At 67.2% G+C, this 20625-nt stretch carries 16 protein-coding genes; 13 read left to right on the top strand and 3 right to left on the bottom strand.

All coding sequences use genetic code 11. The features are described 5' to 3' along the window. Nucleotides 1–4 precede the first annotated feature (4 nt). The 13 genes from RRU_RS14200 (at nt 5) to RRU_RS14140 (ending at nt 16449) form a co-directional block, all read left to right on the top strand. Nucleotides 5–1234, top strand: a complete 1230-nt coding sequence (locus tag RRU_RS14200; protein WP_011390559.1) for an ABC transporter permease — start codon at nt 5–7, stop codon at nt 1232–1234. Further along, nucleotides 1231–1926 carry an ABC transporter ATP-binding protein gene (locus RRU_RS14195; protein ID WP_011390558.1) on the top strand — a complete coding sequence of 232 codons (696 nt, stop codon included), beginning with the start codon at nt 1231–1233 and terminating at the stop codon, nt 1924–1926. The genes RRU_RS14200 and RRU_RS14195 overlap by 4 nt, the downstream gene beginning before the upstream one ends. 161 nt (nt 1927–2087) lie before the next feature. After that, entirely contained in the window at nt 2088–2849 is a 762-nt protein-coding gene (locus RRU_RS14190) for an SDR family oxidoreductase (protein WP_011390557.1), read from the top strand. Nucleotides 2850–3016: 167 nt separating this feature from the next. After that, nucleotides 3017–4207, top strand: a complete 1191-nt coding sequence (locus tag RRU_RS14185) for a DegT/DnrJ/EryC1/StrS family aminotransferase (RefSeq protein ID WP_011390556.1) — start codon at nt 3017–3019, stop codon at nt 4205–4207. Then, entirely contained in the window at nt 4204–5340 is a 1137-nt protein-coding gene (locus RRU_RS14180) for a class I SAM-dependent methyltransferase (protein WP_011390555.1), read from the top strand. The genes RRU_RS14185 and RRU_RS14180 overlap by 4 nt, the downstream gene beginning before the upstream one ends. Beyond that, nucleotides 5331–6080, top strand: a complete 750-nt coding sequence (locus RRU_RS14175; protein ID WP_011390554.1) for a WbqC family protein — start codon at nt 5331–5333, stop codon at nt 6078–6080. Before RRU_RS14180 ends, RRU_RS14175 begins: the two co-directional genes overlap by 10 nt. Continuing rightward, nucleotides 6077–7084, top strand: a complete 1008-nt coding sequence (locus RRU_RS14170; protein WP_011390553.1) for a radical SAM protein — start codon at nt 6077–6079, stop codon at nt 7082–7084. Before RRU_RS14175 ends, RRU_RS14170 begins: the two co-directional genes overlap by 4 nt. 3 nt (nt 7085–7087) lie before the next feature. After that, the gene (locus tag RRU_RS14165) at nt 7088–8632 is read left to right on the top strand and encodes a peptide transporter (protein ID WP_011390552.1); all 1545 of its coding nucleotides are present in this window, start codon (nt 7088–7090) and stop codon (nt 8630–8632) included. Between the two features lie 132 nt (nt 8633–8764). Next, entirely contained in the window at nt 8765–9832 is a 1068-nt protein-coding gene (locus tag RRU_RS14160; RefSeq protein WP_011390551.1) for a polysaccharide biosynthesis protein, read from the top strand. After that, entirely contained in the window at nt 9829–10926 is a 1098-nt protein-coding gene (gene wecB, locus RRU_RS14155; protein ID WP_011390550.1) for a non-hydrolyzing UDP-N-acetylglucosamine 2-epimerase, read from the top strand. Before RRU_RS14160 ends, wecB begins: the two co-directional genes overlap by 4 nt. Then, nucleotides 10923–13385 carry a glycosyltransferase family 4 protein gene (locus RRU_RS14150; protein ID WP_011390549.1) on the top strand — a complete coding sequence of 821 codons (2463 nt, stop codon included), beginning with the start codon at nt 10923–10925 and terminating at the stop codon, nt 13383–13385. Before wecB ends, RRU_RS14150 begins: the two co-directional genes overlap by 4 nt. Next, on the top strand, nt 13382–15004 hold the full coding sequence (locus RRU_RS14145) for a glycosyltransferase (protein WP_011390548.1): 1623 nt from the start codon (nt 13382–13384) through the stop codon (nt 15002–15004). Before RRU_RS14150 ends, RRU_RS14145 begins: the two co-directional genes overlap by 4 nt. Next, nucleotides 15001–16449, top strand: a complete 1449-nt coding sequence (locus RRU_RS14140; protein WP_011390547.1) for a glycosyltransferase family 2 protein — start codon at nt 15001–15003, stop codon at nt 16447–16449. The genes RRU_RS14145 and RRU_RS14140 overlap by 4 nt, the downstream gene beginning before the upstream one ends. 5 nt (nt 16450–16454) lie before the next feature. Here the strand turns inward: RRU_RS14140 and RRU_RS14135 are convergent, their stop codons facing one another. The 3 genes from RRU_RS14135 to RRU_RS14125 are packed head-to-tail and all read right to left on the bottom strand — an operon-like array spanning nt 16455 to nt 20592. Continuing rightward, a complete protein-coding gene (locus tag RRU_RS14135) occupies nt 16455–19061 on the bottom strand; it encodes a glycosyltransferase family protein (RefSeq protein WP_011390546.1) in 2607 nt (868 codons plus the stop codon). After that, entirely contained in the window at nt 19058–19690 is a 633-nt protein-coding gene (locus RRU_RS14130; RefSeq protein WP_011390545.1) for a class I SAM-dependent methyltransferase, read from the bottom strand. Before RRU_RS14130 ends, RRU_RS14135 begins: the two co-directional genes overlap by 4 nt. Continuing rightward, nucleotides 19687–20592 (bottom strand): dTDP-4-dehydrorhamnose reductase family protein, encoded by a 906-nt coding sequence (locus RRU_RS14125; protein WP_011390544.1) that lies wholly within the window; start codon nt 20590–20592, stop codon nt 19687–19689. Before RRU_RS14125 ends, RRU_RS14130 begins: the two co-directional genes overlap by 4 nt. Nucleotides 20593–20625 lie beyond the last annotated feature (33 nt).

The raw sequence follows: 20625 nt of genomic DNA, 5'->3' as shown, positions 1-20625 counted from the left end.
GGCCTTGTTCGCCCTCAAGGTCGCCCGCCGCTATCTGTTGTCCAATCCCGGTCAGACCCTGCTGCTGATCGCCGGCGTCGCCCTCGGGGTGATCGTTTTCGTTTTCATCACCGGGCTGATCGGCGGCTTGCGGGTGGAATTGATCGCCCAGACCGTGGGCAATCTTCCCCATGTGACGCTGGAGGCCAAGGCCCTGCCGCCGCGCGAGGCCCTGCCGCCGCGCGAGGCCCTGGCGTTGGGCGAGACGGCGAAGGTGCTGGCGGCGGTTGAAAAGACCCTGGATGTGCCCGAACAGATCCGCTCGTGGTCGCCGCTGCTGGGCATCGTCGAGGCGACGCCCGGGGTCAGGGTCGCCTCGCCGCAGATCATCGGCAACGCCTTCGCCACCCGGGGACGGGCGAGCGCGGCGCTGACCCTGACCGGTGTGCTGCCCGAGCGGCTGTCGGCGATCGCCGATATCGACGGCCAATTGGTGGCGGGCGAGGCGCGGCTTGATCTCGACAGTCTGCTGATCGGCGACAAACTGGCCGACAAGCTGGGCTTGAGGATCGGCAGCCGTCTGGTTCTGCGCGCCGATACCGGCACGGAGCGCAGCTTTCTGATCCAGGGGATCTTCCGCACCGGGGTCGAGGCGCTGGACGAGCGCACCGCCTATCTGCACCTGCGCGCCGCCCGCACCTTGCTTGATCTGCCCTATGGCATCAGCAAGATCGAGATCAAACTGGCCCGCCTCGACGACGCCGAGGTCGTGGCCAGCCATCTGGGGGCGGCGACCGGGCTGACGGCGACCAGCTGGATCGCCAAGAACCGCCGGCTGTATCAGGCCCTGGCCAGTCAGGCGCAGACCGGCCGCTTGATCCAGGGCTTCAGCCTGATCACCATCGTCATCGGCGTCTCCTCGGCCTTGCTGCTGTCGACCTATCGCCGGCGCTCCGAGATCGGCATCATGCGCTCGTTTGGCGTCTCCAAGCGCTTCGTGGCCCTGGTCTTCCTGGCCCAGGGGCTGTTCGTCGGACTGATCGGCGCCCTGCTCGGCGCCTCGGCCGGCTATGGGTTCTGCCAGTTGCTGGTCAGCGTGGCCCGCCGCCCCGATGGCACGCCGGCCCTGCCGATCGATCCCTCGCAGGGCGGCTATCTGGCGGTGATCAGCTTGACCGTGCTTGGCAGCGTGCTGGCCGCGGTGATCCCGGCGCGCAACGCCGCCGCCATCGATCCGGTCGAGGTGATCGGATGACGCTTCCTTTGGTCGAGGCGCGCAGCCTGTCCAAAAGCTTCGGCGAGGGCGAACTGGCCAGTCAGGTTCTCAAAAGGCTGAGTTTTGATATCAATGCGGGTGAGCGCGTCGCCCTGGTCGGTCCCTCGGGCTCGGGAAAATCCACCCTTCTGGCCGTGCTTGGCACCTTGCTGGGGGCGACCTCGGGCGACTTGCGCATCCTTGGCCAGCCGATGATCGGCCTGCCCGAAGCCGAGCTGGCGCGCTTTCGCAACCGTAATCTTGGCTTCGTCTTCCAGTTCCATCACCTGCTGCCCGATTTCACCGCCCTGGAAAACGTCCTGTTCCCCGCCGCCGCCGGCAAGGGCCGCGAGACCCGCCTCATGCGCGAGCGGGCCCGCGCCCTGTTGGTGCGCGTGGGCCTGGAAGACCGCGTCGATTACGGGGCGCGCAAATTATCGGGTGGCCAGAAGCAGCGCGTCGCCCTGGCCCGCGCCCTGATCAACCGCCCGGCCCTGGTCCTGGCCGACGAACCCACGGGCAATCTCGACAGCGGTCCGGCCGAACAGGTGATGAACCTGCTGGGCGAGATCAACGCCGAAGACGGCACCACCTTCCTGATCTCCACCCACGACGCCGCCGTCGCCGCCCGCTGCACCCGCCGCATGGAACTGCTCGACGGCCGTCTGGTCGGCCAGGATCCGGCGGATTAGGAGGCCGTTGCGAGCGATCTGGGCCAAAGGGCGACAAAGCGCGTTGACCGTCGTTCGCCACGGGGTGGTGCGGTTTTAAGGCATTGGGGCTTGATCGGGGTGAAGGGGGCGCGGCTAATGCCCCCTTGGTCTTCCCTTATGTCCTGAGAAAGGTCCTCGCCATGGCCGCGTCGCTGTTCGATCTCGCCGGAAAAACCGCCCTGGTGACCGGGAGCAGCCGGGGGCTGGGGTTCGAGATGGCTTTGGCCTTGGCCCGGGCTGGCGCCTGGGTGGCCGTTCACGGGCGGGGCGGCGCGGACCTGGAACGGGCGGTGGCGGCCATTCGGGCGGCGGGGGGCGCGGCCGAGGCGGTGGCTTTCGATCTGGGCGAGCCCGAGGCCGGCGCCGCCGCGCTCGAGGAGCTGACCGAGTCGTGGGGCGGCATCGATATCCTGGTCAATAACGCCGGGGCCCGCGATCGCCGACCCCTTGACGATCTTGATCTGGCCGCCGTACGCCAACTGCTGGAGATCGATCTGCTCGCCCCCTTCGCCCTGTCGCGGCGCGCCGCCCAGGCCATGCCGGCCGGCGGGCGGATCATCAACATCACCTCGATCGCCGGTCAAGTGGCGCGGGCGGGCGATGCGGCCTATACCACGGCCAAGGGCGGGCTCGATGCCCTGACCCGGGCGCTCGCCGCCGAACTGGGGCCGCGCGGCATCACCGTGAATGCCATCGCGCCGGGCTATTTCGCCACGTCGGCCAATGCGGCGATGGTCGCCGATGCCGAAAACGAGCGCCACCTGGAGCGGCGCACCGCGCTCGGGCGCTGGGGCCAGCCGGCGGAAATCGCCGGAGCCGTGGTCTTCCTGGCCTCGCCGGCGGCGTCCTATGTCACCGGTCAGGTGTTGGCGGTCGACGGCGGCTACCTCGCCCATTTTTGACCCGGCCGCGTTCGCTCTCCTTAAGGAGAGGGTGATTTAAAAGGGCGACGAATTAAGGCTGTCTTCATATCCTTCCCGCTACACTCTCCCTGCCGTTGTCTGCGCTTCCCGGAGCGATAGGAGCGGAGTCCCGATAGAAATCGGGGTTTGGTCAGGGAGACCGTCTGATGGGCATAAGCGAGTTCAAGCCCCTGTCGCCACCCGCCGTGGTCGACGCCCCGATCGCTTTTGGCCGGCCGTCCTTGGGCGCCGCCGAGATCGAGGCCGTCGCCAAGGTCCTCGCCTCGGGGTGGATCGGCATGGGCGAGCAGACCCTGGCCTTTGAGCGCGACCTGGGCGCGCGCATCGGCTGTCCGCATACGGTCTTGCTCAATTCCTGCACTTCGGCCTTGTTCCTTTCCCTGCATATGCACGCCATAGGCGCGGGCGACGAGGTCGTGCTTCCCAGTCTGAACTGGTTTTCCGCAGCCAATGCCAGCTTGTGGCTGGGCGCCCGCCCGGCCTTTTGCGATGTCGATGAAGAAACCTTATGCGTCACCCCGGAAACCGTCGCGGCGGCGCTGACGCCGCGCACCCGCGCCGTGGTCGTCGTCCACATGGGCGGCCATCCCGTCGATATCGAGGGGATCGCGGCGATCCTGCCGCCCGGCGTCCTGCTGATCGAGGACGCCGCCCATGCCATGGGCGGGGCCTATCTGGATGGCCGGCCGGTCGGATCGGCGGGCAATCCCACCTGCTACAGCTTTTACGCCAATAAGAATCTCTCGACCGGCGAGGGCGGGCTGCTGGCGGCGCCGACGGCCGAGATGGCCGACAGGGCCCGGCGGTTGCGGCTGCATGGCCTGGGGGCCGATAGCTGGAAACGCTATATCGATCCGCGCGCCAGCATCGGGCTGACCCCTTCGGAGGTCGGCTTCAAGATGAACTACACCGATCTGCAGGCCGCCATCGGCCGGGTTCAGTTGTCGCGGCTGGACGCCATGCAGGCCCGCCGCCGCGAGATCTGCGCGCGCTATCGCCAAAGGCTGGGCGGGGCCGGGCTCGCTCTGGGCTTCCAGGCGATGATCGAGGATCCGCGCCATGCCCGCCACCTTCTGGTGGTGCGTTTGCCGGTGGGGGAAGGCCACGCCCGGCGCGACGATGTTTTCCTTGGCCTCAAAAAGCAGGGAATCGGCGTCGCCATCCATTACACGCCCTTGCACCATATGGCCGTCTATCGGGATTACGCGGCGCGGCCGCTGCCGGTGACCGATCGCCTGAGCGACAGCATCCTCAGCCTTCCCTTGAGCGCCTGCCTGAGCGATGAGGATGTCGAGCGGGTCTGCGAGCGGCTGATCGACGCGGTGGCGCCGTCATGACGCCGCCTTGCGCGGCGCCGCGCCCGGGGGGCAGGCCGCTGACCCGGGGGGCGGCGATCTTGATCTTTCCCTTTGGGAATTCGGTCAGTCTTGATCTTTACGCCGAGGCGACGGGGCGGGGGCGCCGGGTAATCTGCGCCTCGTCGCTGGCCTTCGATCCGGCCCGCGATCTCTGCACGCGGGGAGTTTGGCTGCCCTATTATTCCGATCCCGACTTCGAGGATCATCTGACATCCCTGATCGCCCGCGAGGGCATCGGCGAGATCGTCTGTCCCCATGCGGTTGTCTGGCGGGCCCTGAAGGAACGCCTTCCCGGCTTCGCTCCGGGGGTGGCCTTGCGCGAAACCGATGGCTGGCAGCGCCCCTTCTCCGGCCATCGGGTGGCCGATCTGCTGGTGGCCAGCCATCATCCGGGCGCCCTGGCCGCCAGCGGAACACCGGCGGCCTTGTTGCCCGAGCATAAGCTGCGCGCGGTGTTCGCCCAGGCCCATGGCATTCCCGGCTGGTGCTCGAACGAAAAGATCAGCGCCTTGCTCGATGTCTTCCGCTGGATGCCCACCGGGGATGTGATCGAAATCGGGTCGTGGTGCGGTAAATCCGCCTTCGTTCTGGCCTTCCTGGCCCGCCATTACGCCACCGGGGCGGTTTTATGTGTCGATCCCTGGCATGGGGCGGACATCATCCAGGAAAATCAGGCGATCAACGCCGCCATGGTCACCTTCGACATGGACGAGATCTTTCGCGTCTTCTTGTCGACCATGACCCTGGTCGGTTCCGGCTTCGTGAACTATCGGCGCATGCCCTCGGCCGCCGCCGCCATTCCGGGAACCGCGCCCTTCAGCGTGACCAGCGCGGAATTCGGCGAGACCCTCTATCGCGGGCGGACGGCGTTGCTGCATATCGATGGCAATCACGACATTCCCAAGATCGAGGAAGACCTGCGCCTGTGGCTGCCCCGGCTGGTGCCGGGGGGCTGGCTGGTGATGGATGACTATGTCCACGCCTGGGGCGATGGGCCGCGGATCATCGCCGACCGCTTCGTCGAGGAGCATTGGCGATCGCTGGACTGCGTCTTTGTGCGCGGCGGCGCCTTGTTCGTCAGGCTGATGGCGGAGGGGGCGTCATGCGCGTAGGCATTATCCAGTCGTGCTATCTGCCGTGGCGCGGCTATTTCGATTTCATCGCCAGCGTTGATTTGTTTTTGATTTTTGATGAGGTGCAACTGCCCAACCGTCACGACTGGCGCATCCGCAACGCCATCAAGACGCCAAAGGGCCGGCGCTGGCTGACGGTGCCGATCGCGCGCACCGGCCCACCGCAGCGGATCTGCGATACGCCCATCCTGACCGATCGCCCGTGGATCGCCGACCATCTTGCCCTGCTTGAAGAGGCTTATGCTTCGGCCCCCCATTACGACCGCTATATCGAGCCTTACCGGGCCATTCTGAGGAAGGGCCATGGTCTTCTCAGCGCTCTCAATCGCGAATTGACGCTTTGGTTGATGGATGAACTGGCGATCACCACGCCCATCGAAAGCAGCGAGCCCTGGGGGGAGCCCGGGCGCAAGACGGCGCGGTTGCTGTCTATTCTGCGGGCCGTCGGGGCGACGCGCTATCTGTCGGGCCCGGCGGCGGCGGATTATCTGGATCTGGAGGCCTTTCGCGCCTCGGGGATCGGGCTTGAGTATAAAACCTATGATTACGCCCCCTATCCCCAGCTTTGGGGCGCCTTCGCCCCGGCGGTGACGGTTCTTGATCTGCTGTTCAATCTGGGCTCCGAGGCGCGCCATCACCTGCGCAGCCGGCAACCCGACACCGTGGTTCTGCCCCCGGCGCCGGCTTTTGCCGACGCCCTGGCGAGGAGGTCGTCGTGACCATTTTATCGCCCAAGGCCGTCCCCGCGCCGGCCGCTTCCGACGCTTACGGGTTTGGCGACCGGCTGACGGCAGATTTTCCCTCGCAGATCAATGTGGATGTGACCGAGGTCTGCAATCTGGCCTGCGTTCACTGTCCCCATCCCCAGTTCAAGAAAAGCGTCCATTACGCCGGACGTATGCTTGATCCCGCCTTGAACGACAAGATGGTCGAGGAGGTGCGAGATCATGGCCAGGGGCGGGTTGGCTATATCCGCTATACGGCGGCGGGCGAGCCGATGGCCCATCCGGCTATCTTCCCCATGCTCGCCAAGGCCGTCGCCCGCTCGGGCACCACCGTGTCCCTGACCACCAACGGCATGCTGCTGGACGAGGGCCGGCGGGCGCGGCTGCTGGAAACGGGGATCCATCTGATCGACATTAGCATCGACGCCTTCCTGCCCGAAACCTATGCCCGGGTGCGGGTGGGCGGCGATCTGGAGCGGGTGCGCGGCGGCGTTTTGCGCCTGATGGAAGGCGCCGCCCGCCGCGTCGATCCGCCCAAGATCGTCGTGTCTTTCGTCGAACAGCCGTTCAATCAGGGGGAGACCGCCGATTTCGAACGCTTCTGGAAGGAAAACGGCGCGGCCTATGTGGTGATCCGCCGGCTGCATTCCTGTGCCGGCGCCGCCCAGGATCTGGCGGCGACGCTGCGGGTCGAGCAAGGCGAGACGCGCCGCCCCTGCCTTTATCCCTGGGAGCGCATCGTGCTTAACCCCAGCGGCCAATTATCCTTTTGCCCGGCGGACTGGGCCCATGGCGCCGCCATCGCCGAGTACCGCGACACCACCATTCGCGAGGTCTGGCAAGGGCCGTTCTATCGGGCGCTGCGCGAGGCCCATCTGACCAACAGCTACGCCAACCATGGCTTCTGCGGCCAATGCCCGGACTGGGCCTCGACGCGCTGGCCCAAGCAGGGACGGTCCTATGCCGATATGGTCCAGGACTTCAAGGAAACGGAATAGGCCATGGCCGGGGATATCGACGACCTGACCCACCTTGGCCCGCTTCTGGCGAGCGAAGGGGTTGATCGGCGGATAACCGTCAATCTTATGGCGGCCAAGGCCTTTCTCGCCGAGGGACGGCCCGATCAGGCGCTGATCTGCGCCGAGCGGCTGTTCCGCCTGTCGGGCTGGCAACCCGCCGTTGCCCCGGTGCTGCTATCGATTCTTGATGGGATGGGGGCGGTGGCGCGGGCGACCGAGGTTCGCAAGATCGCCTGTCTCTCGGCCTGCAAAGCCGGCGATTTCGCCCTGGTCCGCCGGCTTTACCTGGACTGGCGCTATCACCACGTCGCCGTGCTGGGGCGGGAGGTTTTCGATGCCGACCCTTGCGTGATCGAGGGGCTTGACCGCCTGGCCGAGCGCCTGCGCCCCCCGGGGGAAACGCCGGGCGGCGGGAGAGCGCCGCGCCAGACGCCGCGTGTTCTTTATGTGCTGTCGAGCGTCACCCAGGAAGGGTCGGTTCTGGCCAAGCTGATGGCCGGTCTGCTGACCCATCATGACGCCAGCCGCTGCGAGGTCGGCGTGGCGATCGCCGACGCCGACCAGCGCGCCTTTGAGGAGTCGGCCGAGGGGCGGCAGGTGAGGACCGTGGCCACCCTGCGCGGTTGGACGACCTTTGTCGCCTCCGAAGCCGGGATCGAGGCGCGGCTGCGCGCCCTGCGCGCCCGCGTCATCGACTGGGCGCCCGATCTTCTGGTGACCAATGCCGCCCTGGCTCAGCCCGAGGCCTATCTTCTGGTGCGATCCCTGGATATCCCCTGGGTCGCCCAGGTGGTGGGGCCGCCGGCCCAGTTCACCGCCCCCGGAGCGGTGTTCAATATCGCCTCCGACGAGCGCCTGCTGATGGACTGCCCGGGATCGGGGACCATCGTTCGGGTCGAGGTGGATCTGCCCGATGACCAAAAGGTCACCCCCTTGGCCCGGACGGCGCTTGGCATTCCCGAGGGCGCGCCGGTGCTCTGTGGCGCCGGTCGGCCGGTGAAGTTCAGCCCCCGCTATCTGGCGGTGGTCGCCGAGGTTCTGCGCAAGGTTCCGACAAGCTGGTTTCTGGCGCTTGGGGTGGGGCGCGAGGGGCTCGCCGCCCTGCCCGAGGATGTGGCCGGGCGGGTGGTGGCCTTGCCCTGGACCCGCGATTACCTGGGCGCCCTGGCGCTTGGCGATCTGATGATCGACACCTTTCCCTCGGGCGGCGGGGTGACGGTGATGGACGCCATGGCGCTGTCGATCCCGGTGCTGGTGATGGGCCATGACCTTTGGCGGGAATACCGCTCCGATCAGTGGTCGGTGGCCCATGAATTCGCCTTGCCCGATTTGGTGATCGCCGCCGATGACGACGGCGCCCTGGCGGCGAGGGCGGTGGAGATTTTGGGCGATGCCCTGACCCTGGGGGTGATGGGGGCCCGGGCCCGCCCCCGCGTCGTCGCCCGGCGCGGTGATGTGGCGCGCATGACCAAGCGCTTCGAAGACGCCTATCGGGGCGTTCTAGATCTTCTTTCCCCCCGGGTTTGATCGCTCTTTTAAAAAGCGGCGAGGCGCCACCCTAAAAAGCTGTTCTTCCTTCGCTTATCTATAGCAAAGAGCGAAGCGGCGACAAGGTTTTCAGGCCTGTGGTGGATCTTACCGGGGGAGTGGATTAAGCCGATGTTGACGGGACAACGGGTGTTAATCACCGGGGGGACGGGGTCTTTGGGGCGGGTTCTGGTGCGCCGTCTGCTATCGGGCGAGATGGGAACGCCCGAGCGGGTGACCATCATGTCGCGCGACGAGGCTAAGCAGAACGCCCTGCGCACGTCTTATCTGGTCTCGGCGGGTCGTCATCCGACCGACGAGATCATCTACGAGAATTTCCGGCGAACGCTCGCCTTTCAAATCGGCGATGTCCGCGACCGCGACGCCGTGTCGCTGGCCCTGTCGGATGCGGATGTCGTGTTCAACGCCGCCGCCCTGAAACAGGTGCCGACCTGCGAATATTTCCCCTATGAGGCCATCCGCACCAATGTGGAGGGGCCGTGGAATATCATCACCACCATCCGCGATCGGCGGCTGCCGGTGAAAACCGTGGTCGGCATCTCCACCGACAAGGCGGCCAAGCCGATCAATGTCATGGGCATGACCAAGGCCCTGCAGGAACGGCTGTTCCTGTCGGCCAATCTTGGCTGCGGCCAAACGCGCTTCATCGCCGTGCGCTATGGCAATGTCCTGGCCTCGCGGGGGTCGGTGGTGCCGTTGTTTCATCAGCAAATCGCCGCCGGCGGGCCGGTGACCCTGACCGATCCGGATATGACCCGCTTTTTGCTCAGCCTGAACGATGCGGTCGATCTGATCTTTTCGGCCTGTCGCACGGCCTTGCCTGGCGAGACCTATGTGCCCCGCGTCGCTTCGGCGCGGGTTGAGGATATCGCCCTGGCGCTGATTGGCGAGCGCGCGATTCCCATCAAGATCATCGGCCTGCGGCCGGGCGAGAAATCCCACGAGATCATGGTGAGCGAGGAGGAGGCGCGGCGGACGATTGAGCGCGACGGGCGCTATGTGATCCGGCCCATCCTGCCCGAACTGGCCGCCGGGAACATGGGCCCGCCGGCCCTTGACGAGGAATACACCTCCGCCCAAGGGGTGCTCGACCGGGCGGGGGTGGAAGAGCTGTTTCGCCGCAATCGCTTGATGGTGGGCGATCTGGACCTGGATGACGAGAAAGATCTGCTGCGATGAAAGTCATGACCATTCTGGGCACGCGCCCGGAACTGATCCGCTTGTCGCTGATCCTGCCCAGGCTTGATGCGGTGTGCGACCATGTTTTCGTCTATACCGGGCAGAACGCCCATCCCAGCCTGTGGCGAAATTTCCTGGGCGAGTTTTCCCTGCGCTCCGAAGATCACGACCTGGGCGCCAGCCAGGGCACCCTGGGCGAGCGGGTGGGGGCCATCCTTGCCGGGGCGGAACGGGTGATCGGTCTGGAACGCCCCGACCGGGTGCTGATCCTTGGCGATACCAACAGCGGTCTGTCGGCCTATGTCGCCAAGCGCCTGGGCATCCCGGTTTTTCATATGGAGGCGGGAAACCGCTGCCATGACGACCGGGTGCCCGAAGAGGTCAACCGCCGGGTCATCGATCATTGCTCCGATCTTTTGATGCCCTATACCGAGCATGGTCGGCGCAATCTGCTGGCCGAGGGCATCCCCGGCCAGCGCATCGTGGTCACCGGCAATCCCATCGGCGAGGTGCTGGCGGCGATGGCCGAGCGCATCGACGCCGCGACCGCGCTGGGTGCCCTGGGGCTGCGGCCCGGCGCGTATCTGCTGTTCACCTTCCACCGTCAGGAAAACGTCGATGTTCCCCAGCGCCTAATGGCCCTGATGGCCGGGGTGCGGCGGGTGATGGCGGTAAGCGGCCTGCCCGCCGTGGTCAGTGTCCATCCGCGCACCCGCGCCCATCTCGAGGCGAGCGGTTTGGCCGACCAGGGGCGCGGCGATCTGATGTTGATGGAGCCCTTTGGCTTCTGCGATTTCGTCGCCCTGGAAAAATCCGCCCGCTGCGTGCTGAGCGATAGCGGCACGGTGCAGGAGGAGGGGGCGATCCTTGGTGTGCCGACGGTGACGCTGCGCGATGTCACCGAACGGCCCGAGACCCTGGAGACCGGCAGCAATATCCTATGCGGCGTTGATCCCGAAGCGATGGAGCGGGCCTTTCGCCTGGTGACCGCGACACCACCCAATTGGCCGGTTCCGTTGGACTATACCCGCATGAACGTGGCCGACACCGTGGTCCGGCTGCTGATCGGCGCCAGCCTGCCGGTGGGGCGATGAGCGCCATGGACGCCGAAGACTCTCCGTTCACCGCCCTGGGCGATGAGGCCTGGGAGGCGGGATCCTGGCGCAAGGCCGCCTTGTTCTATGGCCGGGCGCTCGACGGCGGCGAGGTCGGGCCGCCGATCACGGCGCGGCTGATTTTTCGCCAGATGGTGGCCGAGGCGAACAGCGGGGCGATCTTGCCGGCTTTGCGCGCCTTGCGCGCCCTTTTGGCCCTGCCGATCGAGGAGTGGCCGTCCGACGTGCGCAGCCAGCTGCCCACGGCCGAGGCGGCCCTTCTTCATAGGGCCGGCCAGCCCGAGGAGGCCGATCGCGCCGCCCAAAGCTATGGTCCGGTGGCCTTGGCAAGCGGCTATACCAGCGGCTCGGCCATGTTGCGCTTCGGGGCGGCTTTTCAGGCGGCCGTGGCCCGCCCGCCGGGGCGGTTGGATCTGCGCTGGCTGTTGCCAGCCCTGCCGCCGCCGCCTTCGCAGGGGGGAGCGGCGGGGGTTTTGCTGATCGCCTGTGACAGCGCCTATTTCGAACGCTATGGCCCGGCGGCCTGGACGGCTTTGCGCCGCCAGGACGCGGGGAACACGTTGCTCCATGTGCATCTTTGCGCCCCGACGCCGGCGGCCCAGCGCTTGGCCCTCGCCCTGGCCAAGGCCGATCCATTGCTGCGCTTCACCACCTCGCCCTTGCCCGGCGGGCTGGCGGCGGGCGAGCCCACCTTGGTTTATTACACCTGCCTGCGCTTTCTGGTGCTGCCGGCTCTTCAGCAGGCCTACCAGCGGCCGATCCTCATAACCGATGCTGATCTGCTGGCGGTCGCCCCCCTTGATGACCTATGGCGGGCGGTTGAAGGCAAGGCGGCGGCGCTGATCGCCTTTCCCAAGCTGCGGATGAACCTGTGGGCGTGGCTGACCGCCTCGGTCGTGGTGGTGCCCTTTGAGGGCGCCGGCCAGCGCTTCGCCACCCTCCTTCGCGCCTATATCGAGGCGCAGATCGCCCGCGGTTTGCTGCTCTGGCACCTTGATCAGGCGGCCCTGGCGGCGGTGACGCTGAATGGCGGTCTGGAGATCGGTTTCCTGGCGCCCGAGGTGATGGACGCGGCGCCCTGGGGCCCCGAGGATGGCGGGAACGCCGCCGAAGGCTCCCGTCACCCCGCCGGTACGGCCGTTTTCTGGTCGATCACCGGCTCGCGAGCCGAACATGTCCATAAGCTAGATAGCGCCGTCTTTCGCGATCTCGATCGCCGTCCGCCCCCGGTCGCCGCCGACCGGCCGTTGGTGGTGTTGTCACCGGCCGTTCCCCCCGATCCGATGGGGCAGGCGGCGGTTCTCGGGCGGCTGCTTGACGGACGGCCCGCCCTGGCCCTGCGCTTCGTCACGGCGGGTCTGCCGGCCCAACCAACGCAGGCCGACGGGGCGGTCTGGACCTTTCAGACAACCCGCCCCCCCGCCGGATGGGTCGAGGCTCTGGGCGCGGGGGAGGCGGCGGCGGCCGGCTATGAGGGCTTCGTCGCGGCGCGGGCCGCCGAGATCCTCGCCCTGGTTGGCGCCGATCGCCCGTGCGCGCTGCTGGCCTGCACCGCCGATCCCCTTGACCTGCCCGCCGCCACCTTGGTCGCCCGCGCCTTGGGCATTCCCTTGGTGGTCTATCTGTTTGATGATCCGGTCTTCCAGTGGCCCGACAGCATGGCGGTGGTGCGGGCCGGCGCCGAGCGCTGGGCCAGGGTCTGGACCCGGGAGGCGGCCGAGATTATCGCGCCCAATCCCTTGCTCGCCGATGGCATCGCCGCGCGCTATGGCCGGCGGCCGATCGTCGTGCTCAATGGATCGCTCACCCCGCTCAACCGAGAGCCCCCTCCGCCTTGGCCGGCGCCACCGGCCGCCTTGTCGCTGGTGTTCACCGGATCGATCTATCACGCCCAGGCCGATGCCCTGGGGCGGGTGGTCGCCGCCCTCGACCGTCTGGCCGGGCGCTGGCAATTGCATCTTTATACCCCTCAAGACACGGCGACGCTGCGGGGCCTGGGATTGACCGGGCCCCATGTCTTCCCCCACGCGGCGGTGACGGCCCAGGCCGTGGTGCCGATCCAGCGCGCCGCCGAGGCCCTAGTGCTGCCTTTGGCCTTCACCAGCGGCGTGCCCGAGGTGGTGCGGACGGCGGCGCCGGGGAAGCTGGGCGATTATCTGATGTCCGGCCGCCCGATCCTGGTCCATGCCCCGGCCGATAGCTACGCCGCCCGGCTGTTCGCCGAGGAAGGCTGCGGGGCGGTGGTCGGCATAGCCGATGTCGACCGTTTGGTGGAGACCTTGACGCGGCTTGATCGCGATGAGGTCTGGCGCCAAAGCCTGATCGACGCGGCGCGGCGGGTGGCGCCGTCCTATGGCATGGATGTGGCGCGCTGTGTTTTCTGGGAGCGGATGGATCGTCTGCTGGCCGAGTCATCGCTTGGGGAGGGGGGGCAATGAACGGATCCTTGCCGCGGCTTTTGATTATCGACACCTTGAAGCCCGTGGAACGCTCGTTCATGCGCGACCTGATCGCGCCGCTCGATCGCGATTTCGCGGTGCGTTTCCTGCATCCCCAGGGTACGGAGGGGCTGGCCGAGGCGATCGCCGACGCCGATGTGGTGTGGTTCGAATGGTGCGCCCATCATGCGGCCTGGGCGACGCGGTCGCTTGATCTTGGCGGTAAGCGCGTGGTCATCCGCCTGCATTCCACCGAGATTTACGACAGCACATTCCCCCAGTCGATCCCCTGGGAGGTCGTCGATCACCTGATCCTGGTGGGCGAGGATATCCGCGGCGAGGTGGAGGAGGCGATCCCCGGGCTGGCCAAGCGGGTCGAGATCACGGTCATCGCCAATGGCGTCGATTGCACGCTGTTTCGTCCGGGGCGGGCCGCCGATCCCCATGCCATCGGCTGGGTTGGCGATGTGGCGATGAAGAAAAACCCGATGCTGGCCCTGCAGATCATCGGCGCCTTGGTCGAAGAGGACCCGCGCTATCACCTGCATATGGCCGGAGCCATGCCCTGTCGGCGGACGGCGCGCTATCTGGCCCATCAGATCGCCGAGCGCGGCCTGGGGGCGCATGTGAGTTTCCACGGTCCCGTGTCCACGATGCCGGCGTGGTACAGGGCGATGGGGGCGCTGCTGTCGACCACGCTTTATGAAAGCTTCGGGTTGAATATTCTGGAGGCCATGGCTTCGGGGTGCCGGCCGGTGGTCCATAACTACCCCGGTGCCGGGCGGTTATGGCCGCGCGAGATCTTATTCAATTCCGTTGACGAGGCGGTGGCCCTGCTGCGGCGCGAGGACTTCGCGGACTATCGGGCTTTCGCCGAGACCTTCGATTTGCCCCGCCAGATCGAGGCGACGCGGGCGCTGTTGAGCGGTCCGCCCGGTGCCCGCAAAAACGCTGTCTTCGATCCGGCGGCCTATTGGGATCGCCGCCATGGCGATCTGCGCGGCCAATTGCGCGCCGTGGCCCACCAGGACCTTGACGAGGCGGAGAACCGCGCCGATTACGAGGAGAACTTGCGCCATCTGATCGCGCCGCTTCAGGCGCGCTTTGCCACTCCGCAAGGCGTTGATCTGCTTGATTGCGGCTGCGGCTCGGGCCATGTGGCCCAAAGGTTCGCCGGCCTGGGTTTTTCCGTGCGCGGGGTGGATTTCTCGCCGACGGCGGTCGATGAGGCGGCCAAGCGAGTGCCGGGCGGATCGTTTCAGTGCGGATCTTTGGCCGATCTGTCCGAGCCGCCGGCCCGGGTGGTGCTCTGCCTTGATGTCTTGTTCCATGTGCTTGATGACGCGGTCTGGCGGCAGACGCTTGACCGGTTGGCCGCCCATGTCGTCCCCGGCGGCGTTTTGCTGATTCTGGAGCATTTCCCCGAGGCCGAGGGGCAAGGGGCCGCCGCCGCGCCGGGGCCGGTCCGCCATGTGCGCTGGCGTTCCCTGGCCGCCTATCAGGAGCGGTTCGCCGCTCTTGGCCTGACCCTGGCCGGGGTGGATGTCTATCGCCAGCCGGCCTCCGGGGCGATGAAGACCTTGATGGTTGTCGATCGCTTGCCGGAGAAGGAAGCATGACCGTCATCGCGCTGCGTCATCTGGGGCCGGCGGAGCGCAAGAGCTTCGCCCGCCATCTGGCCGGGGGGGATTTTCCGGGCAAAGGGGCGTGGGACGACGGGACGGTCGTGCTTGATCGCGTTCTTGACGGGCTTGGCGATGAGGCGGGGCGCGCCCTGATCGAGGGCGCTTTGGCGAAGGCGTCCCGGATGGTGGTGGTCACCCTGGGTGGCGAAGCCGCCGCGCGGTGGACGCCCGAGGTCCTGGGGCCGGCCTTCGTTTATCTGCTGGGCGAGGCGATCGATGCGGACTCGCCGGCGGTGGCCCTGGCTTTTCTTGATGGCCCGGGACGGCCGCGCCTTTTCGCGCCAAGGTTTTCCGTCATGGTCCCGGTCTATAATCACCGGGATCTCATCGGGGCCTGTCTGGACTCGATCGCCGCCCAAAGTTGGCCGCTGTGGGAGGCGGTGGTGGTCGATGATGGCTCGACCGATGGGGTGGCGACGCTCCTGACTGAGCGGGCGGCGGCCGATCCGCGCCTGCGCTGGAGCAGCCAAGCCAATGGCGGCACCGGGGCGGCGCTGAACGCGTGCTTGGCCATGGCCCGGGAGGAGTGGATCGCCTGGCTGTCCAGCGATGATCTGTTCGCGCCCGACAAACTGGCCGCCCATGCCGCCCTGCTGCGTCGCGACGGTTTGGCGCCCGCCTTTCACCATACGGCGGTGATCCGGCGCAATGACGCCGGGGAAGAGCAGGTGGTGGCGCCCCTGGGGCCGCTGATGACGGGATCGGCGGGACTGCGTCGGCTGGCGATGACCTCGGTCAACCTGATCCAGGGGATCTCGATCGTCGTCCATCGCGATCTCTTCGCCCAGACGGCGGGCTTTGATCCCCGCAACCGCTTCACCCAGGATTATGCGATGTGGGTTCGGCTGATGGAGCGGACCGATCCGGTCTATCTGCCCTTGGTGACGGCGGTGACCCGGGTTGGCGCCGCCCAGACCACGGCGCGCCATTACCAGCGCACCCGGGCCGAGGCCATCGCCGCCATCCTGGGCGCCCTGCGCGATTTCTCGGCCGGAGCGCCGGATGATAGGGAAGCGCGGCTCGAGGCGGTGGCGGCGCTGGTCATGCTGGCGTCTTCGCCCCACGGCTTTCTCGCCCGCTATGGCCTTCAGGGGTGGTATGTGGCGCGCGCCATGGGATTGGCGGCTGAGGCCAAGGTCTTGGGCGCGACCTTCGCCGATGTGTCGGCGCGGCTGGGCCCGTGGTCGGTGGGCCATATCCACGATCCCCAGGCCATGGGCCATCTGGCGATGATCGAAAGCGTTTTCCGCGAGGACAAGGCCGCCGCGCCGATCGATCCCTTTCGCATTCTGACCCGGATGCTGATCTCGCCGACCATCCCGGCCGATCTGGCCGAGGCGATCACCGGCTTTCTGCGGGGCGATCTCCCCCAGCCATAGGGCGCTTACAACCCCGTCAACGCCAATTCGGAGCGGGGGAGGAGGGCGGCCAGCGGGGCGAGGGCCTGGGGCTCGCGGGCCAGAAACAGCACAAGATCCTCGCGCCCCGTCAGCGGATCGCGCGCCGTCGCCGGAAAAACCGGCAAGGGCCCGGTGCGCCGGAACAAGCGCTCCAGCAGGTCACGGCCATAAAGGCGGTAATGGCCGTGCAGGTCCTCGCGCGGGAAGCCCCAATCCTCGGTCAGCCTTTGGCTGAAGGGATCGGGGACGGTGAGTTCGATCACCCCGCCGGGGGCAAGGATCCTCAGCAGTTCGGCCAAGGCTAGGCCATCGTCGGCGACATGCTCGATGACATGGTTGCAAAGAACCCACTCATAGGCGCCGTTGGGGCGGTCGATCGCTTGCAGGTCAAGGTGGTTGTCGCCGCCGAAGACCGAGACCTCGAAGGTGGTGAACCACTGCGGTTTCACCGAGGCCTCGGGGCTGAACTGCAAGGCGCGGCCGGCGCATAGCCCGGCTTCGGCCAGGATGGTCCACATCTGGCGCAGGCCGCGATGGCGCTCCAGGGCGCCGCAGGACAGGCAACGCACCGGCTGGTCGCGCGGCGGCAGGGGCGCCAGCCCGCCCGGCCCCGAGCCAAAGGCGATCCCGCCGCACAGGGGGCAAACAGGCGGCGCGGGGGGCTCGGTATCGGCAAGGGTGGTCCAGGCGCGGCGAACACTGTCTTCGATGCGGGCGGCGAAAGCGTCGGCGGGGGTCGGGTCGAGCAGATCGCTCAGAACGGCGAGCCTTTGGGCGTGATAGCCGGGATTGGTCGCCAGCCGCCGAACAAGGCGATGGAGCTCATCGGCGGACTCGGCGATCTCCATCGCCCGCAGCCAGTCGCCCGGACAGTTGCGCGCCGTTTCCGCCCGGCAGACGGGGACCGCCCCGGCCTGGATCGCATCGAGAAAACGCGGCGGCGGCAGGCAGCGCAAAGCGGCATCTTCCAACGGGTCGATCAGGACGACCCGGGCATAGCCAAACAGCAGCCGGACCATGTCATCGCTCAGCACGCCGTCGAACAACTGGGTCGGCGGGACGATATCGTGCCACCCCTGGCCATAGACGCCAAAGGGCAGCTTGGCCTCCAGGGCCAGGGCGACGATGCTGGCCGCCCGCAGGGCGGGATCGCGCGGCGCGGAGCCGACATAAACCACGCTGGGGACGGAGGGTGGGGTCGCCGGGCGGGGCAGCGGCGGCAGGGGAACGGGGGCGAGGAGAGGAACGCTCAGGGCGCCGGGCAAGCTGGGGTCTTGGTCGGCCCAACCCGGTTCAAAGACCGCAAGGGCCGGCGCGGCCTCGTCGGGACTGACCCGTGTCGGATGGGAGCAGGCCCAGATCAGAAGGGGGATGCCAAGATCATAGGGGAAACGCGCTTCGCCGCGCACGATCAGGGCGGCGTCATCGAGCCGGCCGGCGGCCCGCGTCCACTGGGCCAGGGCATCGACGCGGACCATGTGACCCCGGGTTTTCAGGGCGCGCGACAGGGCGCGGATCTGACCGTCGTTCTGCAGGGCGGCGTCGCTTTCGGGCCGATCGGGATGGCCGGGTTCCCGATCGGTCTTGATCGAGAGCCGCAAGCCGCCGACCAGGGCGGCGATCTGCGCCCGGAATTCCTCGGCGCGGTGGGCATAGGTATGCCCGGCCAGAACCATGGCGCGCAAGGTGGCGACCTTGGCTTGCCGCGCCGCTTCGTCGGTCAGATAGCTACGCACCAGGGCGGTTAGCTCCTCGGCCCCGGAAAAGCAGGGCAGGGCGTCGCCAAAAATCTCTTGGGCGCCGAGGGCACCGTTGCTCAACACGAGACGCCCGGCGGCCAGGGCATCGAACACCCGGCTGTTGACCGAGCCCCAGGGGGCGGTCACCGCATTCGCATCGTCAAGAACCAGAGTGGTCGAGGCGTAGGCGTCGGGCAGGCGCTCATAGGGCAAGGGGCCGCGCCCATGGGCGCCCATCCCGGCGACCTCTTCCCAGTTCTTTCCGTAAATGGCGAAGCGGCCGGGCCAGTCGGCGGGCCGGGCGCTTTGGGCAAGGCCGCGTTGGGTTCCCCAGTAACTGCCGGTGAACAGCACCTCGCTGGCCAGGGCCGGGTCGGGGTGACCTTGGGCGAAACGCTCGGGATCGGTGGCGATGCGCAGCAGGCCGCAGGGCAGGGCGGTGGCGGCGCTGACAAAGGCGCGGGCCCGCTCCGAGGAGGCCAGCAAAAGATCAAAGTCATCGATCCAGGATACGGAAGGCCATAAATTGAACCAGTTGCGCATCCAGCCAACGACAAGGGCGCCGGGCTTTGGCGGGCGGAAGGTCCGAATATCGACATCATGGAGCATATGCACCACGATGTCGGCTTCGGCCAATTGTGTCGGGGCGCTGTCACGGGCGATGCAGCGCCAACGCCAGCAGAAGCGCTTTTCCAGGGCTCGCCCAAGTTCCAGGGCGGTGAACCAGTCTCCGGCGAGGCGATCGGATCGCGTCGAGGTCACGACGAAGATCACCAAAGGCGGATCGGCGGCGTCACCTTCGCGCAAACGACGGCGCCATGCCCGGCGAAAGCCCGGTTGGTCGGTCGTCACCGATCGTCCGCCTTTTCCATCAGCGCCCAATGCCAGGAGGCGGTGGGGGTAACGCGTTCGCTGTCGAGCGACAGCAGGTCAAGGCCGTGGCGCCGGGCAAGGATGCGGATATCGTCTTCCGTCCAGCGCACATTGGGTTCGTAGAAGCGAAGATCGGCATCGGCCTCGCCGGTATCGCTGTCACAGAACTGCACATAGAAGCGGCCGCCCGGGCGCAATTTGCCTTTCAGGCCGCCGATGTAATCGTCCACCAGATCCCGGGTCAGATGCTGGAAGACGACGACGCTGTAAACAAGATCAAGGCCGCCATCGGGAAGGATGGTTTTCCATTGCGAGGCGAGGACCGGGGTGAAGTTGACGTGATTGTCCGCCAGCATCCTTTCCAGGGCCTTGGCCAGGATGGTCCATGAGACGTCGATGCCATAGACCTTGCGCACCCGCCGGCAGAACGACGCACTTTCCCGGCCATAGCCGCAGCCGATGATGGCGATCTTCATGTCTTTGGTCAGCGGCGTCGCCTTTTCGACGCGGGCGGCGTCGTCGTTGACCTGCCGCTCCTGGTAAAAGGGATGGTTTTCGAAATATCCCTTTTCCTGAAGGGTGACCCAGTGCTCCAGATTGGTTTTCACGGCGGGGGGGATCCTTCAGCGGTTTTGGCGGGCGCCGTCGCGGCGATGTGCGCGGCCAGATGGGAAACCATGATCGGCCAGGGGGGGGCGCTCCACCCGGTCGCGGCGCTCAGGCGGGCGGCCGATAGGCTGCGGTCCACGACGACGCTTTCGTCGCGTAGAATGGTCAGATCAAGGGCCAGGGCGTCGTTGAGCAGGTGAAGCAGGTCGTATTTGGAAATGGGGGCGGCGGCGGCGTGGTAAAGCCCATCAAGCCGCGGAAAGTCGGATATCAGCCGGGCGATCAGGGCGCAGAGATCAACGGTGGTCAGGCCGCTGAACAGGGCCTTGGCATAACCGGTAACCCGGCCGCCGCGCTGGGCGAGCAGCCAGTCGACCAGCCCAGGCCCGGGGCGCAGGCCGGGGCCGATGATCGAGGTGCGCAGGGTCAGGCACCCCGGCCCGTCGACCTCGCCCAGCAGCTTTGAGCGTCCATACAGATCGGGCGGCGCGGCGGGGCTGTCTTCGTCATAGCCGCCGGCCGTTCCCGAAAACACGCAATCGGTGGACAGGTGGATCAGGCGCAGGGTGCGGGCCCGGCAGAGATTGGCAAGGATCTGGGGGAACAGGGCGTTGACGGTGATGGCGACAACCGGGTCCTGGGCTTCGGGGCGTTGCTTGATGATGCCGATGGCGTTGACGACGACGGCGGGACGAAGCGCATCGAGCAGGTCCGCTAAGGACCCGGGGGCCATGGCGTCGACGCCGCCAACCAGTTGGGGATCGGCGGACGGCTGGGAGGGCGCGGGCAGGGCGTCGCGGACGGTTCCCCAGCAGTCATGACCGGCGGCCCGCAGACCGGCGAGCAACACGTGGCCGGCCATGCCATGGGCGCCAAGGACAAGGATACGCTTTTCCGCCACAGTAAACTCACCCTCCCTTCTTCCTGAAAAAAA

The organism is Rhodospirillum rubrum ATCC 11170 (genome assembly GCF_000013085.1).
GTDB classification, from domain to species: domain Bacteria; phylum Pseudomonadota; class Alphaproteobacteria; order Rhodospirillales; family Rhodospirillaceae; genus Rhodospirillum; species Rhodospirillum rubrum.
This window is presented reverse-complemented; position numbering and strand designations above follow the sequence as displayed.

What these genes read in the sequence shown, in the direction of transcription:
- RRU_RS14185 (WP_011390556.1), top strand. Translation starts at nt 3,017, where the DNA reads ATGGGCATAAGCGAGTTCAAGCCCCTGTCGCCACCCGCCGTGGTCGAC.
- RRU_RS14180 (WP_011390555.1), top strand. Translation starts at nt 4,204, where the DNA reads ATGACGCCGCCTTGCGCGGCGCCGCGCCCGGGGGGCAGGCCGCTGACC.
- RRU_RS14175 (WP_011390554.1), top strand. Translation starts at nt 5,331, where the DNA reads ATGCGCGTAGGCATTATCCAGTCGTGCTATCTGCCGTGGCGCGGCTAT.
- RRU_RS14145 (WP_011390548.1), top strand. Translation starts at nt 13,382, where the DNA reads ATGAACGGATCCTTGCCGCGGCTTTTGATTATCGACACCTTGAAGCCC.
- RRU_RS14165 (WP_011390552.1), top strand. Translation starts at nt 7,088, where the DNA reads ATGGCCGGGGATATCGACGACCTGACCCACCTTGGCCCGCTTCTGGCG.
- RRU_RS14190 (WP_011390557.1), top strand. Translation starts at nt 2,088, where the DNA reads ATGGCCGCGTCGCTGTTCGATCTCGCCGGAAAAACCGCCCTGGTGACC.
- RRU_RS14195 (WP_011390558.1), top strand. Translation starts at nt 1,231, where the DNA reads ATGACGCTTCCTTTGGTCGAGGCGCGCAGCCTGTCCAAAAGCTTCGGC.
- RRU_RS14160 (WP_011390551.1), top strand. Translation starts at nt 8,765, where the DNA reads ATGTTGACGGGACAACGGGTGTTAATCACCGGGGGGACGGGGTCTTTG.
- RRU_RS14140 (WP_011390547.1), top strand. Translation starts at nt 15,001, where the DNA reads ATGACCGTCATCGCGCTGCGTCATCTGGGGCCGGCGGAGCGCAAGAGC.
- wecB (WP_011390550.1), top strand. Translation starts at nt 9,829, where the DNA reads ATGAAAGTCATGACCATTCTGGGCACGCGCCCGGAACTGATCCGCTTG.
- RRU_RS14150 (WP_011390549.1), top strand. Translation starts at nt 10,923, where the DNA reads ATGAGCGCCATGGACGCCGAAGACTCTCCGTTCACCGCCCTGGGCGAT.